Annotated in this window: 13 protein-coding genes and 4 pseudogenes; 9 read left to right on the top strand and 8 right to left on the bottom strand. The window is 68.1% G+C overall.

Annotated features, from left to right (window positions below; genetic code table 11):
- Positions 1 to 4: 4 nt before the first annotated feature.
- Genes ABD350_RS22875 through ABD350_RS22865 form a run of 3 tightly spaced genes read right to left on the bottom strand, consistent with a single transcriptional unit; the run spans position 5 to position 2,854 of the window.
- On the bottom strand, positions 5 to 1,168 hold the full coding sequence (locus tag ABD350_RS22875) for a GNAT family N-acetyltransferase (protein ID WP_344350126.1): 1,164 nt from the start codon (positions 1,166 to 1,168) through the stop codon (positions 5 to 7).
- A complete protein-coding gene (locus tag ABD350_RS22870; RefSeq protein WP_344350124.1) occupies positions 1,165 to 1,920 on the bottom strand; it encodes a YqcI/YcgG family protein in 756 nt (251 codons plus the stop codon). Before ABD350_RS22870 ends, ABD350_RS22875 begins: the two co-directional genes overlap by 4 nt.
- Positions 1,913 to 2,854, bottom strand: coding sequence for a nucleoside-diphosphate kinase (locus ABD350_RS22865; protein WP_344350123.1), 942 nt, complete (start codon positions 2,852 to 2,854; stop codon positions 1,913 to 1,915). Before ABD350_RS22865 ends, ABD350_RS22870 begins: the two co-directional genes overlap by 8 nt.
- A 2,585-nt stretch (positions 2,855 to 5,439) precedes the next feature.
- Here ABD350_RS22865 and ABD350_RS22860 point away from each other — a divergent pair.
- On the top strand, positions 5,440 to 6,012 hold the full coding sequence (locus ABD350_RS22860) for an EF-Tu C-terminal domain-related protein (protein ID WP_344350169.1): 573 nt from the start codon (positions 5,440 to 5,442) through the stop codon (positions 6,010 to 6,012).
- A gap of 6 nt (positions 6,013 to 6,018) precedes the next feature.
- Here the strand turns inward: ABD350_RS22860 and ABD350_RS22855 are convergent, their stop codons facing one another.
- Positions 6,019 to 6,162 carry a hypothetical protein gene (locus ABD350_RS22855; RefSeq protein WP_382466853.1) on the bottom strand — a complete coding sequence of 48 codons (144 nt, stop codon included), beginning with the start codon at positions 6,160 to 6,162 and terminating at the stop codon, positions 6,019 to 6,021.
- A 301-nt stretch (positions 6,163 to 6,463) separates the two neighbouring features.
- Between ABD350_RS22855 and ABD350_RS22850 the strand changes: the two are divergent.
- Positions 6,464 to 7,096 (top strand): annotated as a pseudogene (locus ABD350_RS22850) (YdcF family protein).
- 146 nt (positions 7,097 to 7,242) lie between these two features.
- Here the strand turns inward: ABD350_RS22850 and ABD350_RS22845 are convergent.
- Positions 7,243 to 8,520 (bottom strand): MFS transporter, encoded by a 1,278-nt coding sequence (locus ABD350_RS22845; RefSeq protein ID WP_344350122.1) that lies wholly within the window; start codon positions 8,518 to 8,520, stop codon positions 7,243 to 7,245.
- Between the two features lie 562 nt (positions 8,521 to 9,082).
- Here ABD350_RS22845 and ABD350_RS22840 point away from each other — a divergent pair.
- From ABD350_RS22840 to ABD350_RS22830, 4 genes and pseudogenes are all read left to right on the top strand, one after another.
- A complete protein-coding gene (locus tag ABD350_RS22840; protein ID WP_344350120.1) occupies positions 9,083 to 9,556 on the top strand; it encodes a MarR family winged helix-turn-helix transcriptional regulator in 474 nt (157 codons plus the stop codon).
- Positions 9,557 to 9,597: 41 nt separating this feature from the next.
- Positions 9,598 to 9,931 (top strand): annotated as a pseudogene (locus ABD350_RS22835) (IS5 family transposase); the annotation flags it as partial.
- Positions 9,932 to 10,156: 225 nt separating this feature from the next.
- Positions 10,157 to 10,255 (top strand): peptidoglycan-binding domain-containing protein, encoded by a 99-nt coding sequence (locus ABD350_RS38005; RefSeq protein ID WP_382466855.1) that lies wholly within the window; start codon positions 10,157 to 10,159, stop codon positions 10,253 to 10,255.
- A gap of 12 nt (positions 10,256 to 10,267) precedes the next feature.
- Entirely contained in the window at positions 10,268 to 10,615 is a 348-nt protein-coding gene (locus ABD350_RS22830) for a peptidoglycan-binding domain-containing protein (RefSeq protein ID WP_344350119.1), read from the top strand.
- Between the two features lie 505 nt (positions 10,616 to 11,120).
- Here the strand turns inward: ABD350_RS22830 and ABD350_RS22825 are convergent.
- Complete coding sequence (locus ABD350_RS22825) at positions 11,121 to 12,554, bottom strand: lamin tail domain-containing protein (RefSeq protein WP_344350117.1); 1,434 nt, start codon at positions 12,552 to 12,554, stop codon at positions 11,121 to 11,123.
- A 422-nt stretch (positions 12,555 to 12,976) separates the two neighbouring features.
- Here ABD350_RS22825 and ABD350_RS22820 point away from each other — a divergent pair, with 422 nt between their 5' ends.
- Positions 12,977 to 13,483, top strand: coding sequence for a DinB family protein (locus ABD350_RS22820; RefSeq protein ID WP_344350116.1), 507 nt, complete (start codon positions 12,977 to 12,979; stop codon positions 13,481 to 13,483).
- A gap of 15 nt (positions 13,484 to 13,498) precedes the next feature.
- On the opposite strand, the pseudogene ABD350_RS22815 reads toward ABD350_RS22820, so the two are convergent.
- Positions 13,499 to 14,352: pseudogene (locus tag ABD350_RS22815) on the bottom strand (IS5 family transposase).
- A 40-nt stretch (positions 14,353 to 14,392) separates the two neighbouring features.
- Here ABD350_RS22815 and ABD350_RS22810 point away from each other — a divergent pair.
- A pseudogene (locus ABD350_RS22810) lies at positions 14,393 to 14,512 on the top strand (IS630 family transposase); the annotation flags it as partial.
- A 22-nt stretch (positions 14,513 to 14,534) separates the two neighbouring features.
- Here the strand turns inward: ABD350_RS22810 and ABD350_RS22805 are convergent.
- Positions 14,535 to 15,179 (bottom strand): dihydrofolate reductase family protein, encoded by a 645-nt coding sequence (locus tag ABD350_RS22805; protein WP_344350115.1) that lies wholly within the window; start codon positions 15,177 to 15,179, stop codon positions 14,535 to 14,537.
- Between the two features lie 144 nt (positions 15,180 to 15,323).
- Here ABD350_RS22805 and ABD350_RS22800 point away from each other — a divergent pair.
- Positions 15,324 to 15,513 (top strand): hypothetical protein (locus ABD350_RS22800; protein ID WP_344350113.1); only part of this gene is annotated, 190 nt, incomplete at its 3' end.

Raw genomic sequence — 15,513 nt, 5'->3', positions numbered from 1 at the left:
TCGGTCACCCGGCGGCGGTGTCGGCGCCGGATGTCGGTGTTCCTTCGGGTGCTCCGTCCCGGGCGGCGGTCCGCAACCAGGGGGTGAGGTCCCCGCCGAGGTCGGCGACCCAGATGTCGCGAGGTGCGCCGTGGCACCCTCGCCATTTCTTGCTCTTCTCGTAACCGAGGCCGTAGTCGATCACCCGGACCCCCTCGGTCTGCGCGACACGGACGGGGGAGTAGAACATCGCGTCGAAGTACGTCCTGCGCGACGCCGGGTTGTCGTAGTCGAACCCGCACCAGAACACGTGCCACTGGTCGCCGTGCGCGATGAAGAGGCTGAAGGCCACCACCTCCCCGTCGGCCGTCGCGCAGTGGAACAGCCGCAGGCGGTCCGCGGGAAAGAACGCGACCAGCCGCTCCAGCCGGGACCGCTCCACGTCCCGGGTGCTGTAAGCCCCGTACTTCGCGACGAGGTTCATCCGCAGCCCCACCTCCCCGGCCCCGAGTCCGGCCGGGTCGGCGCGTACGGTGCGGACCCCGGCCGATGCCAGGTCACGCAGGTCCCAGCGGACCTTCTGGCGGCTCGTTTTCCGTAGCCCGGCGACGTAGTCGTCGAAGCCTCCCGCCGGTACGTCGAGGACGGACCGCACGGTGCCACGCCACCGGCTCCAGGCGGTGTCGGCCTCCAGGACCGCGGGCAACGCGGACCCGGACGCGTAGAGCACGGCCGCGCAGACCGCGCCTGCCCGGCGCGCCCACCGGGTGACCTCGGTGAGGAGACCACGGACCGCTTCCTCGGCGAACGGCCCCGGGACGGCCACCGCGCAGTCGTAGCCGGGCTGCACGAGCGCGAGGAAGGGGAAGAGGGCGGCCCGCTCCGGTCCCCGTGCGGACGGCCTGTCCTGATCGGGGAAGACGGGGGGATCCCGCCACAGGAGATCGTGGATGTTGAACGACTCGTAGCAGTCGGGGTCCTCGATGAGGTACCCGGTGGTCGCGGCGACGGTGACGCCGTCCTGTACGAGCCGGAAGAAGTAGCCGCGACCGGGCGGCCTGTCACCCATCATCTTCAGCCACGCCGGCGAGGTGAGGAAGGTGCAGTCGGGCCACTGCTCCGGAAGTTCCTCATCGACCACGAGAACCGGGGTGTGGGTGCGGTCGGCCGCCATCTCCTGCTGCTTCACCGTTTCTCCCACCGGACAGGGCACTTTCCACTCAGTGGTTGGCCGTCGACCTCGGGGAAATACTGCTTCCATTTCGCTGTCGTGGAGCCCTGGCCGTCCCCGGCGTCCGCGAGCAGGGGCACGTCCTCGTACTCGGCGAGGCTCCGGCGGATACGTTTCTTCGCCGCACGTCCGGCCGCCGTGGAGCCGCTGATGGACTGGAAGACGCTTCTGCACTGCACGCCGATCACGAGACATTCACCGAGCGTGCGGCTGCGACGCGGGCCATAGGCCGGACAGGTGCCGAAGGTGAAAAGCGGTTCCCCCGCGAAGGAGAATTCCCACTTCGGGTCCTGCGGGTCGTCTGGTACACCGGCGGGCCACGGATCCAGGTCGTGTTCGTGCAGGGCGGCGAGTATGCGCCAGAACCGGTCCCGGTACCAGGCGAAATCCCCGTCCTTCCGGGACGGTCCCACCATGAGGAGCAGGGAAAGCCGCTCGTCGGGCAGAGCGCGCTGCATCCCTACGAACGCCCCGAGAGCACGCGCCACGGCCTCCGCCTCGCTCGTGGAATCCTGACGTAGATCCCAGTAGGTGTAGTGGTTGGTGCCCTTGTTCTCACCGATGGACCCGAAGTGGCAGGGGTACGGGGCGGGGTGGGAGCCGAGGAGGGTCGCACGTACCCGTCGCCGTTCTTCCACGGCCCAACGGGGGGCGTCTCGCGGGGCCGCCTCCTCCCCGCCGGCCCAGAGCCGTACCCCCGCCTCAGCCATGAGCGGCGGACTCCGCGCCGGAACGGGCGAGTCGCGGGGCGTCCGCGGGGGATGCGGACTCGCGCGGGTTCCCGTCGTGGGCGAGGGGCGGGAAGTACTGGCAGGTCGTGAGTACGGCGCGGGCCCACGGATCGACCGTGATGCCGTGCCCCTCCAGCGTCCGCCACAGCCTGCGCGTGTCGAGCGGCGGTTCGTCGGGGGTGAAGGACGCGGTGAGTGCTCGCCGGAGCAGGAGATCGGCGGCTCCGTCCAGGTTCTTCGCCATCCGGGCGACGAATTCGCCGCTCAGCGGGGCTCTGTCGAGCGCGGCCAGATGCCGGGCCAGGGAAGCGGTTTCCTCTTGCGGCAGGAGTTCCCACAGGTACGCCACCAGGGAGCGCCTGAGCTGGTCGCGCACCTGGAGGAAGCCTCGGCTCTCCCCCGAGCCGGGTGGGCTGTCGAGGAGGCCGGCGAGCACGCGCGCTCCAGGGGTGCCCAGGCGGACGGGGGAGTCGGGCACCTCGCTGGGGCCCGGGTTGTTCCAGTCCCTGGCGAAGAAGGTCTTCCAGTCGAGTTCGGCCTCTTCGGGGCTGTCCGAGACGTGCAGGAGCCCCAGGATCGTGTTGACGGCGCCGAACCGGAGCCGGAGGGAGGTAGGGGAGGCTTTCTCAAGCGGACCGGAGCCTTTGAGCTCGGTGAAGTGCCGGTGGATACCGGGCGAGCCCCGCAGAAGAATCGCCAGCGAGGGGCCGAGACCATAGAGCGCGTCGATAGCACGGTACCGGTACGTACCGAAATATATTCGCTTCCGGGAGAGATCGTCGTATATGGCGTCCAGCAGTAGACTGCCCGGTTGCACGACCCGGGCCGCGACTTCTTCGCAACCGGAGGCCAGCACTTCGTCCACAATGCGGCGACCCACACCGCGAATGAAGGAGTCCGGACTTACAACCACCACTACACTGCGGGACCAGTCCACGGTCTTTCACATCCCTTCACACTCGCGTACATGAATTGCGCTGGCGTGTGTCTTGCTGACAGGTGTGATCGACAAATGCAGGAAAAGGACGTAAACGCGGTCCGTTATCGAATGCGTGTCGTCGCTTTGGCTAAAGGTTTCCGAGACCGGCTCGTGCGATAGCCGCCGAGTACCGCCGGAAACATGTGGCGCTCGTCCTCTGGCGGTGCCGGATTATCGCCTTACCGGCATCCGCTGCGTGATGTATGCGGCGTGCACCGAAGCAAAGCTAGATAGCCGAATCTGCTTGGTCAACGGGGCTGGTGAGCGAGGGATGGAAGTCAGGCCATCGTGTCTCGGCGACATCCGCTGTCGCGTTTGCCCGACATTATCCTGACGTCAACGGCGAATTCAGCAGCCCGTAAGCCGCGGTATGGCGTGAGTTTAACCATGTAATCACCGTGTCTGAGGGGGTTTGGGCGGGCGGGCAGTTGACGGCCGAATATGTGCCGCCGAGACCTTGTGTTCGGTTCCTCATGAGTCGTGTGCGTACTTGAGGGAGTTTTATCCCTTTCGCTCCATGGCGTTAATGGCGCCGTGCCCGGAGGCCGGCACCTCTCCGCGTGGGAGAGCGACAACCGAGGTGGCGACGGTCCGGGCGCCGTCGGGAGGTGTCGGGAGGTGTCGCCGGGACGGGGAGAGGGAATACGGATCCGGACACCACGCAGGGCTGACCGAATCAGTGGGCTGCCGGGGGCGGCGGGAGCACGGAGGGCGACCTTTGCGCGGGGCAGCTCGAGCGTGGGTGTCGGCTGCTGCGTGGGTTGGCGCGGTCCGGGGTGCCGGCCTCTGCGTGGGCCGGTCTCTGGGTGAGCGGCCTGATTCCGGGTGTCGGCCTCTGCCCGGAGTCGGCGTCTGTCGGTGTCTGGCGAGGGGCCGGGACCCGGCGGCGTGCCGAACGGTGCGGTGGTGGGCGGGGCGGGCAGGGGGAGTGGCAGGGGGCTGCGCGCCTCTGACCGCCGAGATCGCATATGCGCCGACGCGTACTCGACCGGGACACGGACAGCCAGCTCAAGAACACGGCCCACGGCTTCCGCGTTGCCCGAGCTGACGGACGGGGGCCGAGCCGGTTCCGTCCCGGCCTGCGGGACGGAAGGGGAGTGCGGCATCATCGTCGCCTCACGGCACCGCCGACCTCCCGGCCTGCCCGGGCTGTGGAACAAGCTCTCCCGGGTCGAGACCGCCAGCCCTTGACGGCCGTTCGCACCGTGCGCGAACGGTCTCCGCACAACCGACAGCGTGCGTTGAGTTGAATGGGGCGCAGCGCCGGACCGTGACCTCACAGTTGGAAGCGGGCGGCGTCTCACCCTCGGCTGCGATGCCTGCGGTCACCGTGGCGAGCGAGTCGAGCCCGCCTTACAGTTCGGCCGCCCAGGTGTGGCGGCCTCCCGTAGTCGACGGCGCAAGTAGGGCGGGCGATCGTCTCCTCTCGGTGGACTACTCCGGGCACAGGCGGCACCGGGCGCGTCCCGAGGGCATGTGCAATCCCCGCCTCGTCCCCTCACAACCGGTGCTGTCTCCCCGATGGACATTCCCGCACACGAAGGCAGTGTGTGCCGGAGGCATCACCAAATGAGGACGCCGCCTCCCATGGCACTCGCGCGCGTGGCGGCACCTTCGATGATCGTCAACCGCTCCGAGATCGCGCTCCTGGCTTCTTGGTTCGACATCACGGGCCCCGTGCTTGCAACGATCCTCTCCAGTTGTCGCGAAGCAGAAGGCACTCACGCAGGAACGCGGGAACCTGTCCGGGTTCAACCCACAGGTCTCCTTCGGCCAGCACCGGAAAGAAGCCGGCCCCCAGCGAGCGGACGGCATTCGCGCCCCAGACGCGAGTGCGCCAGCTCTCGGGGCCCGCAGCGTCGGAGCATCCGTCCGGAACGTCCTGCACCTGCCTCTCGCCATCCGCGTCAACAAGGAAGACCTCCACCGATAAGCTCATGCGCGCAGTGGATCACAGGCTCGGCGTGCGATCCAGGCAGTTCGGCACCCCCGGCCATAGCCGACGGAGCGTCGGCTGACATCGACCAGCTTCAGTAACACATCACGACGCTGGAGCAGAACCTCGCGACCAGGGTGATCGACTGGCTCCGGAGGCGACCGTTTCAGGAAAGAGACCGGCTGTTCGCAGGGAAGAACCCCGCGGTCGCGTCAGCCGTCCGACGGCTCTCCGACGCTCCAAGCGATCACCGCCGTGGTGCCGCACGTGCCGACGCCCCGCACGATGCCCCGCGGCCGTCGGTGCCGAGGGCGTCGAGTACGTAGGCCCTTCCAGGTGCCGGACGGCGACGTGCCGGGGATGGTGATCACCTTTGGGACAGGGAGGCTCACCACCGGGGTCACCTCCGGCTCTCCGGGCAACCTGACCGTCGTGTGCCGTGCGGGCGGGCGTGCCGTGGGTACTGGTGAGCTCGTCCCATGGACCGAGTCGGGCGGCGATGAGGTGATAGGCGCTGGACCGTCAGTGCTCACTGTTAGCCTCGGCGGTCTGCTGATGGCCGGTCGCCGGGAGGGGAGCCTTGGTGGATGGGCTGGGCAAGCCGTTCCTGATCCATATTGAGGATGTCTTCTGCCGGAACCAGGGCCGGTTGGTCATGCTGGCCGGCCGGATCGAGCGTGGGCGGATTCGCAAGGGCGACGAGGTGGAGATCGTCGGCTTCGGCGGCGGCGCGATCGGCACAGTCGGAGGCATCGAAGCCTGCCGTCGGTATGTCGATGAGGCGAGCACAGGCATGAATGTGGGCCTGTTGCTGCGCGGGGTGGCAGCTGGCGCGGTTGAGCGGGGACAGGTGCTCGCGGCACCTGGCTCAATCAGTGAATACACCAGTTTCGCAGCGGACATCGCACTGCTCTCGGAGGAGCATGGCGCTGCTGAAATACGGACGGGCGAGCGGCTTCAGTTTTACATCCGCACTGCTGTAGTGGCGGGTTACGTGACGCTCAGCCAGGAAACGGACGTCTTGTATCCGCTTCACCGGGGTGACGTGACGATCACACTGCAACGGCCCGTTGCTCTGGAGGACGGTCAGCCCTTTGCCTTCCGGCACCACGGACGGGCCGCCGGCTCGGGAATCGTGACGCTCGTTCTCGCCTGAGTCCGGTCAGCGCAGCCGCAGCCGGAGCGTTGCGACGGTGCCCGTGCCGTAGAAAGGGATCATCTGCGGCCCGTCGCGCGCCTGCCCTGGCGTAATCAGCGTGGCCAACGACCGCCGACCGTTCTCGCCCGCCAAACGGATCTTCACCATGTGTGTCAGACCGTCGCCAGTTCGTCGGCCAGGCTTCGGGGCTGTACCCGGGGGGTGATCGTCCGGCCGCCGGCCGGTGACCGAGAGCGTAGCCCAGGACTCGTCGGGGGCGTTGACCCAGGCGCTGAAGCCGTCAGCGTCGTAGGCGAGTATGACCCTCAGACAAGGCAGGGCGACGCGCGGCGCGAACCGCAGGTGTACGTCGTCCTGGAGCGGAGTGAGGTCACGGAGGAAGGACCGCTCCTCCCGGTTCGAGACTTCGACGTGCGCGGTGAGTCCGGCTTCGGCCGGTGCCCGGCGTGTGCGACGGAGAACAGGGCTGGCGATAGCTGGGGCTGCTGTCCTGGCCTGGGGCGAGTGGTTGAACTGGCGCTGGTCCCGAGCCCTCGTGGACAGCGGTGGGGGCGTAACAGAAGCCGTGGTCGTGTTGGGCTACCGCAACCCGCAATCGACGGCGAACTTCATCAACCGCTGGCGCGTTCGTGCCGGAATTCGCTCCGTTGCCGCTGACGGTGTGCGAGGCACTCGCGTGATCTTCAGCGGTGGTGCGACCGGCCGCCGCGCTGTGTAAGCCCATCTGATGGCCGACTACGCGAAGTCGGTGCTCGGGTTCGACGGCACGGTGCTGCTCGAAGATCAGAGCGCGACGACATGGCAGAACATCACGAACGTGATCCCGTTGCTTGAGGGTGCCGACCGCATCAAGATCGCCTCCCAACCAGCTCACGCGCTCAAAGCCCGTGCCTACTTGCGGCGGCAGCGCCCTGACCTTGCTGAAAGGCTCGTGCGAGCGGATGACTACCGTCCTGGCGAGTGGATAATCGGTAGGCCGCTGTTGGCTCTGTACGGGCTTTGGACACTCCGTGGACTCAAGGCCGAAGAGCGGAAGGTCTCGTTGAGACAGCCGGTGTCGCGTCGGCGTCACTTACGGTGATTCCTGAGCGTCGCCAGGAGATTCCGGTGTGCAGAACGAATAGGAGGCCCTGGAACACCAGCCGGTCCGGATGCGTTTGCGACCGCGATGCTTGGTCCGGCGGTCAACCCCTCGCCCCGCGGATCATCGGCCCGGGGCGATCCAAGCTACGCGCGCTCTCCCTCACGATCGTCCCGCGAAGCTCTCGGCTTATGGCTCGGGGTGAGCCGGTTGACACGGTGTATGTCCGGGACGCAGAGGTTGAGAACGGTCGCGACCGTGATCATTGCGGCGCAGCCCAGCAGGACTGCCTGGATGCTCCACGAGTGGGCTGCGAGGGCGGTGATGAGGTAGCCCAGGGGGATGACGAGGCGTTCCCCGACGCCGTTGAACGCACTCATGCGGCCCTGTTCGACCTGGGGTACATGCTGTTGGAACGCGGTGCTCCAGGCGACGATCGAGACGTCGAGTCCGATACCTGCCAGCGAGGCGGCCACCAGGATGAGGGGGAGAGACACGCTGCACGCCATGGCCGCCAGCGGGAGGGCGAGGGCGCCGGCCGTGATCACCGCCACGGTGAGGAGCCGGTACGGCTTCCAGCGAAGGCATATGAGGGTTCCCGCCAGCAGGCCGGAGGCGAAGGCGGCCTGGATCAGACCCCAGTCACGTGCTCCGGCGTACTGCCGTGCGGCGACAAGGGGGCCAAGAAGCTGGAAGCCCGCCAGCCAGGCGGCGACGAGTACTGTGCCGGCGGCGGTATAGGTCCACAGCCAGGTGCGGGACCAAAAGCTCGTCCAGCCTGCCCGCAGATCGGCCAGGACGCCGGCGGGTGTAGCGGGCGGGGCTTCCAGACGCAGACCAAGAAGGAGGACAGCCGCGACGGCGAACGTGAATGCGTCCCAGGCCAGTGCCCATGCCGCGCCACTCGCGGCGACGACGACTCCTCCGGCGACAGGTCCCAGCACCCTCACCGCGTTACTCGGGAGCCTGAGCAGCGCATTGGCCTGCTGGAGGTGCTCTTCGGGAACGATTTGCGCGACGGCGCCTTGCGTGGACGGAACGATGAACGACACCGCGGTTCCCGAAACGAAGCCGCACGCCGCAATCGAGGCAGTCGTCGCATGTCCCGTGGCGACGCTGACGGCCATGGCACCCTGGGCACCTGCGGCCAGCAAGTTCCCGGCGAAGAGGAGTCGGCTCCGGGACAAGCGGTCGGCGAAGAGGCCACCCATGAGCAGGAACACGATCGTGGGGACAGTGTTCGTAGCGAGGACCAGGCCGAGAGACCCGGCTCCTCCACCCTGCTGTATGACGGAGTAGGCCAGCGCGAGAGGAGCCATCGCAGAGCCGGCCGCCGAGAGGAGACTGGCCGACGCGAACCGGCGGAAGGCCCTGATCCTCAACGGAGTGCTGATGATCTCCGGTGACGCGGCGGCGGTCTCCATGGTCTCCCTTGGGCTTGGGCGCAGCGAGCAGCACCCTAGTGCAGCAGCGCGCCATGGGAGACGTCAGCGCCGGAGATACCAACCCTAGCCACGAATACCGCAGCTATCCGATACTGCCTCTTCACCAACAGACGTGCGAGACGGGGGAGGCGGTCGTCGGTGCGGTCACCGGCCCCTGACTGCTCTCCGGACGCTGTTGCTGGGCCAGTACAACGACGAGGCACGAGACGGACCTTCAGGGTGCCGGCCGCAGCACCACTCTCCACAGACGGCCCGGACCGCGTTAGTTGACATGCTTCGCCGGGGCCGACGCGGGCCTCCGCGGACGACGGACTGGTCGTTCTCCACCGGCTAGGGCACCAGGGAGCGACGGGTCGTCACGTTGGTGGATCCCTAGGTTCCGTCTCTCCGATCATGATCGGAGCCAGATGCTGCGGCGTAACGGTGCCGAGGCGGACGTGTCAGCCCTTGTCGTGGTGCGTTGCGACGGCTCCCTGGATCAGGGACCGGGGTCGAAACCGGCCTTGCCCTCAACCGCACTTGAGGTCCTAGCTTAGTGATCATGACGAACGTGAGCACCTCGCAGAACGGCACCACAAACAGCCCGCAGAAAGGCACCACCGCACCCGACCAACGGCCCATCGCCCTCGTCGCCTGGCAGGTCACCGAGGCGATCCTGCGGCACTCGCAGGCCGCCCTGGCGCGCATCGACCTGACCCAGCCCCAATGGTGGGCGCTCAACAACATCGTCCGGGCCGAGCACGGCCTGACCAGGGAAGAAATTCGTGCCCTGGACGTGCCGTACGGACTGGGCACCGAGGTGATGGCCCACGCCGCCGATGCGCTCGTGCACCGGGGCTGGCTCATCGGTGGCGCGGACGGCCGACTGACCCTCACGGACCAGGGCCGCGCGGCCCTCGCGACGGCGAAGGAGCACATGGCCCGGGTACGCGCGGAACTCGTCGGTGACATCACGGAGGAGGAGTATGCGGCGGCGGTATCCGTGCTCCAGCGCGTCACCGACAACCTCTCCTGAGCCGTTTCTCTCCGATCATGTGATGAGTTGTTGGGGCCATGTTGAGCAGGGGGGATCTGACGGATGACGAGTGGGCGGTGCTGGAGCTGCTGTTGCCGCTGAGCAACAACCGGTGCGGCCGGTGGCGAAACCACCGGCAGGTGATCAACGGGATCATTCACCGGCTCGGTACCAGCTGCCCATGGGCGTGAGCTGCCCGAAGGTTTCGGTCCGTGGCAGACCGTGCACAAGCGGCACCTGCTGTGGTCGGCCGACGGCACCTGGGAGCGTCTGCTCCAGCACGTCCAGGCCACCGCGGACTCGGCAGGTGGTATCGACTGGGACATCAACGTCGACTCCACCTCCGTCAGAGCCCACCAGCACGCCGCGGGAGCCCGCAACGAGCCGGTGCTGCTACACGCGGGGTTCGGACTACAACGACGGCAAGCACCACACCAACGTCTGGTACCGAGGAGTGGTCATCGACGACTCGACCAACCGCACCTTCTACGACGTCTACTCGTGGGGCGGCAACGTGAACACCCCGCACGACCCGCCGGCCGGTCTCGGCCGCTGCTGAGCCGCCGTCCTGCACGGCGCCGAGCCCGGTGCCTTCCTGTGATGAGACGGAGCGCCGTCAAGGCGTTCCAACGGCATCACAGGCTCGCGGTGGACGGCATCGTCGGTCCGAGGACATGGGCGGCGCTGCGCAATGGATGAGAGGGGACCAGCATGATGAAGGCCGTTGCGCTGCTGGGTGCTTTGGTGATCGGCACCCTCGCGACGACCGGTGCTCCGGCATCCGCCCTCACCACAGCGGCCGGCACCCCGAGCGCCACCAGTTGCGCCACGGCCCGTCCCTTCCTGTCCGCGGGGGACCGGGGGACCTGCGTGGCCTTCCTCCAGCGGAGACTGAACGCGAAGGGTGCCAAAGATCTTACGGTGGACGGGGTGTTCGGTCCCGCGACCACCCGCGCGGTGAAGACCTTCCAGAAGGCGTGTGGATTCCGTAGCCACGAGGTCGATGGTCTCGTGGGACCCAAGACCTGGAACGGGCTGATCGAAGGCTCCTGCGTGTGAGCCCCACGCCGACGACCACCGGCTTCCGCGCGGTCGATCGGCAGGCATAGCGCGAAGTCGCGGGAGCCGTCATGGCGGAAGCGGCACCTGCGGGCCGGTGAGAGATCTGGCAAATGGTGATGTCACTCCGTGTGGCCTGGACGGAGGCACGGCCGACGGAGACGACACCGACTGGCGGCAAGCTCCGACCGGAGAGCTCTCCGGGAGCCTGGTCGGAGCTTGCCCGGCCCACCCGCCAGGCGCACCGGCCCCGGACGACCGGCGGCCTCCGCGATGCCGGTCGGCTGCCGCTCGCCCACAGCCACCTTACGGCCCGCGCGCGGTACGGCCGCGCCTGCGGAGTCGGCAGTGTGCGCGGGCCGGCGGCAAGCCGCGCCCGCAGGGGCCGGGGACGCGGCCGGTCGGCCGGACCTGGCTTTTCCGGAATGAGGCCCGCCGTGGTGAGCTGCCGGTCGGCGAGGTAGGTGGCGAAGGTCCGCAAGGCGGGCCGGTCCAGCCCGTCCGTTCAGCAGGTGATGGAGCCCCTGCGCAGAGCGTGTCCGCCGTCGTTGGAGTCGTCCGCCCAGTAGACAGGCTTGGCTCCCGCCACGCATTCGTCCGCGCCGGCCAGGGTGAAGCCCTCGTTGTTGTAGTCGGGCATACCCGACGGGCGATTGAAGACGCCGGCGGCGGTGAAGACGCCGGTCGTGTCGATCTTCAGGGTGCGGTGCCGGCCGTCGCAGGTGTCGTCGCAGACCGCCCACAGGCGCGACGCTTGCGGTTCCCACTGCAGTTCCATCACCCCGGACATGCCGCTGCTGAAGGAAGCGATACGCGTGTAGGAACCGGAGTCGGTCAGCACGTAGCCGTAGATCATGCCCGTGCCCTCGACGCCCACGAAGAACACCCCGCCGCTGTGACTGCCGTAGCGGGCCGGGTCGTACGCCGTGCCGGTCGATGCATCCTTGAACCCGGCGCCGGTCAGCGCGGTGTCCGGGATCCAGGTGATCCCCTCGAAACCGAGATTGGAGCCGGTCGAGGGCAGGTCGGAAGTGAGGTTCCACTCCCTGACCGCGGTCAACGACGAGCCTGATCCGCTGACGTCGTACTTCAGTACCGACAGACGGCTGCTGCCCGACGCGTCCCCGTTGCGCTCGCTGGCCACGAATACGCCTCCGGCCGAACCGGCACCGGTCAGGGTGACGCCCTCACCGTCGGGCGTGCCGGAACCGCCGGGAAAGCGCAGGGTCTTGCCGGCGGGCCAGCCGCCGGCGGTGTCCGGCTTCCAGCCGCCCGAGCCGTCCCGCACCAGACGCCACAGCCTGCCGCTGTTCTGCGCCCCCCACAGCACACTGCCCCCCTGGTAGAGGCCGCTGAGGTCCTGGCCGAACACGTTGGAGCCGTCCGCGGTGGCCACGCTGCCGCTTCCCGGCCACACGGCCGGCGTCGTGGAGCCGCCGTCCGCGCCGCCGGTGCCGCAGTTGTCCGGGCCGCCGAGGGTCACCGTGGCCGCCTGCCTGAACGCGCCGGTGCCGTCAGGGCAGCGTGACCAGGACGGGTCGGAGTGCTTGCTCCAGGAGAAGCTGTCCACCTGGGTCTTGCCGTCCGCGAGGTAGAGGTGAGTCTCGTCGTCCGAGCCCAGGCCGAACGCGCCGCTCACGTCGAACGCCCTGTACGCGCCCGGCGCGAGGGTGGTCCCGGAAGCAATCTTGTAGGTGTGGCCCTCGTCGTTGTCCTTGAGGATCCAACCCGATACGTCGACCGTGGCGGTGCCCTTGTTGTACAGCTCGATCGAGTCGTTGACGTCGCCGGTGGTCACCACCTCGTTGATACGGACGTCGTCCGCGGCGGCCGCGTGCGCCGCCGGTACGCCGGACAGGGCGCCTGCGGCCAAGAGGGGTGCGGCGACGAGGAATCGAGTAAGAACACGAGGGCGCCGGAAAGCGGCCGATGCAGTCACGGAAGGGGTCCTGACGTTGTCACGGGCAAGACGGCCCGACAGTCGCGGGCCAGTTCGAACAAGCCGCTCCCTCCGAGAAGGCCGGCACATGAACGGCTGGCGAACTGCCCTCGTCCCGCTCGTCCTCGCGCACGGAGACGAGGACCACTGCCAGGACTTCGTTCGACACCTCGGGAATCACGAAGTCGCCCGGGGGGCGGCCAGGCCCCCACGTGCACGCAGCGCCGCCACCCGAACCTCTTGGTTGCAGCGCCCACTTCGCACTCGCGGGTTCGCCAGGGTCCGCCCGGTCGATCAGGCCGGGCGGCCCGCCGGCGCTGAATCGCTGTAGCGGCCTGGAGGACAAGGAGTTGGGTTCAGCTGGTCGGGTCCGTCGACAAATGGCTCGACATCGGGTGCGGTGATCGGGGACGCTTCGCGCGATGACCAGAATTGATGACACGCCTTCCGCGTGGGACGAGCGCACCCAGCTCACCACGTTCCTCGACTACGCACGCGACACCGCCCGCGCCAAGTGCGCCGGCGTCTCCGCGGACAACGCACGCAAGGCGCTCCTGCCGGGCTCACCGCTGATGACCATGAGCGGAGTGATCAACCACCTCCGCTGGGTCGAGTACTACTGGTTCCAAGTGGTCTTCCTCGGCGAGGAAGACCGGGGCCCGTGGACCGAGGAGGACCCCGACCGCGAGATGCGCATCGCCGTCGACTTCCCGCTCACGCAGTTGCTCGACGAATACGCCGAACAGAGCGCCCGCTACCGCGAACTGGTCACCGGCAACGCCCTGGACAAGCAGGCCCAGCGCTCCATCCGCGACGGCCTGCACGTCGACCTGCGCTGGATCCTCCTCCACCTCATCGAGGAGACGGCCCGCCACAACGGCCACCTGGACATCCTGCGCGAGATGCTCGACGGCACGACCGGCAACTAGGCCGTTTCCTTCGGATCATCTGGCAGACCAGATGAAGATGGCGGCGAGGTGGAGTCCGGCGAGGTAGATGGTGGCGGTCTTGTCGTAGCGGGTGGCCGGGCCGCGCCATTGCCTGAGTTTGTTGATGCACCGCTCGACGGTGTTGCGCTGCTTGTATGCCTCTTGTATGCCTCGCGGTCGAAGGCCGGTGGGCGGCCACCGGACCGGCCTCGCTTCATGCGCTTGGCGGCCTGGTCGGCGGGCTGCGGGATCACCGCCCGGTTCCCGCGCCGGCGCAGATGGGTCCGGATCGCGCGGGAGGAGTAGGCCTTGTCGGCCAGGACCGCCTCCGGTGTGGTCCTGGGGCGGCCGATCCGCCGCGGCACCCGTAACTGGACCACGACCTGAGCGAACGCGGGTGCGTCGCCGGCCTGGCCGTGTGTGAGCACGAAGACGAGCGGCCGGCAGCGGCTGTCCGCGGCGAGGTGGACCTTGGTGGTCAGCCCGCCGCGGGAGCGCCCCAGGGCATGGTCGTCCGGCTCGCCGGCCGGGGCCCCTTTTGACGGCCCCCGGCGGCGTGCTGGTGAGCGCGGACGATGGTGGAGCCGACCGCGACGACCCGGTCGAGGTCGCCTTCGGCGTCGGCCTGGGCGAGCAGGGCGGTGAAGACCTTCTCCCACGTGCCGTCGGCGGCCCACTTCCGCAGCCGGTTGTGGCGCCCTTCCATGAGCCGAAGTGTTCGGGCAGGTCCATCCACGGCGTGCCGGTGCGGTACTTGAACGCGATCGCGTCGATCACCTGCCGGTGATCACGCCACCGTCCACCCGCTTCGGCGTCGGGTCCGGCAGCAAAGGCCCGATCCTCGCCCACTGGGCATCAGCCAACGACACACCAGACCAACGATCCGATGATCTGAAGGAAACGGCCTAGCGCTGGCGCAACGTCAACGCCCGTCACCCCAACGTACTCGCCGCCCAGTGCAAGGAACGTGCCCGCATCCGTGGTCAGAAGGGCGTCCGATGGGGCGGACGCCCCCTTGCCACCGCGGCCCGAACTGGAGTGGGCGCTCGCGTTACCTTCGCCAGAAGAGGTGGTGCGTCACGCCGCTCGGGCTGGGCACGACCTCCAGGTGGAACCGGTCGCGCAGCTCGTCGGGGGATTCCCAGAGTCGTAGTCCGGACCCGAGCTTTACCGGTGAGACCGCCACATGCATGGTGTCGACGAGGTCGGCGGCAAGGAACTGCCGGATAGTGGTGACCCCGCCGCCGAGTCGTACGTCCTTGCCCTGTGCCGCTTCCCGCGCCCGTTCGAGGACTGTTGCCGGGTCGCCGTCGACGAAGTGGAACGTGGTGTCGGAGAGCGTGAGCGACGGACGCTTGTGGTGGGTCATGACGAACACCGGCGTGTGGAACGGGGGCTCCTCTCCCCACCAGCCGCGCCACTCGTGGTCGTGCCAGGCGCCGCGCTGGGGCCCGAACTTGTTGCGGCCCATGATCTCTGCGCCGATGTTGCGTGCGAAGTCTCGCGTGAAGTAGTCGTCGAGGCCACGGCTCCCGCCGGGATCCGTGCGCATGGGCCAGCTCGCCGTTGCTCCGGCCCAGGCGAACAGCCTCTCGGGGTGGTCGTGGCCGAACGGCCGCTCAAGACTCTGGTGCTCACCGGCACCGATTCCGTCGCTTGAGACGTTGAAGTTCATGACTCTCAGCAGTTGATCCACGTGTTTCCTCGTCAGGTCGTGTCGCGTCATCGTGTGGCGAGGTGCCGCACATCATGACGTCGAACGGGACGTGGCCGGATCGACAGCGGTCCGGAACTCTTTTCAAAGGCGTGCCCAGAAAGCAGCCCCGGTGGCGGTGTGGCCGTGGCGGAAGCCGACGGCATCGAGGTGGCCGGGGCCGCCGCGCGGCCATTCACATGCGTCGCAACGGACATCACCGCCCATCCAACCGCCACGACCGTCAGCCCGGCGAACCTTGCCAGTCACAGCACTAGGCCGTTTCTTTCAGATCATCGGATCGTTGGTCTGGGTGTGTCGTTGACTGACGCCCAGT

This window comes from Streptomyces nogalater (assembly GCF_039532885.1).
In the GTDB taxonomy this organism is placed as follows: Bacteria; Actinomycetota; Actinomycetes; order Streptomycetales; family Streptomycetaceae; genus Streptomyces; species Streptomyces nogalater.
This window is presented reverse-complemented; position numbering and strand designations above follow the sequence as displayed.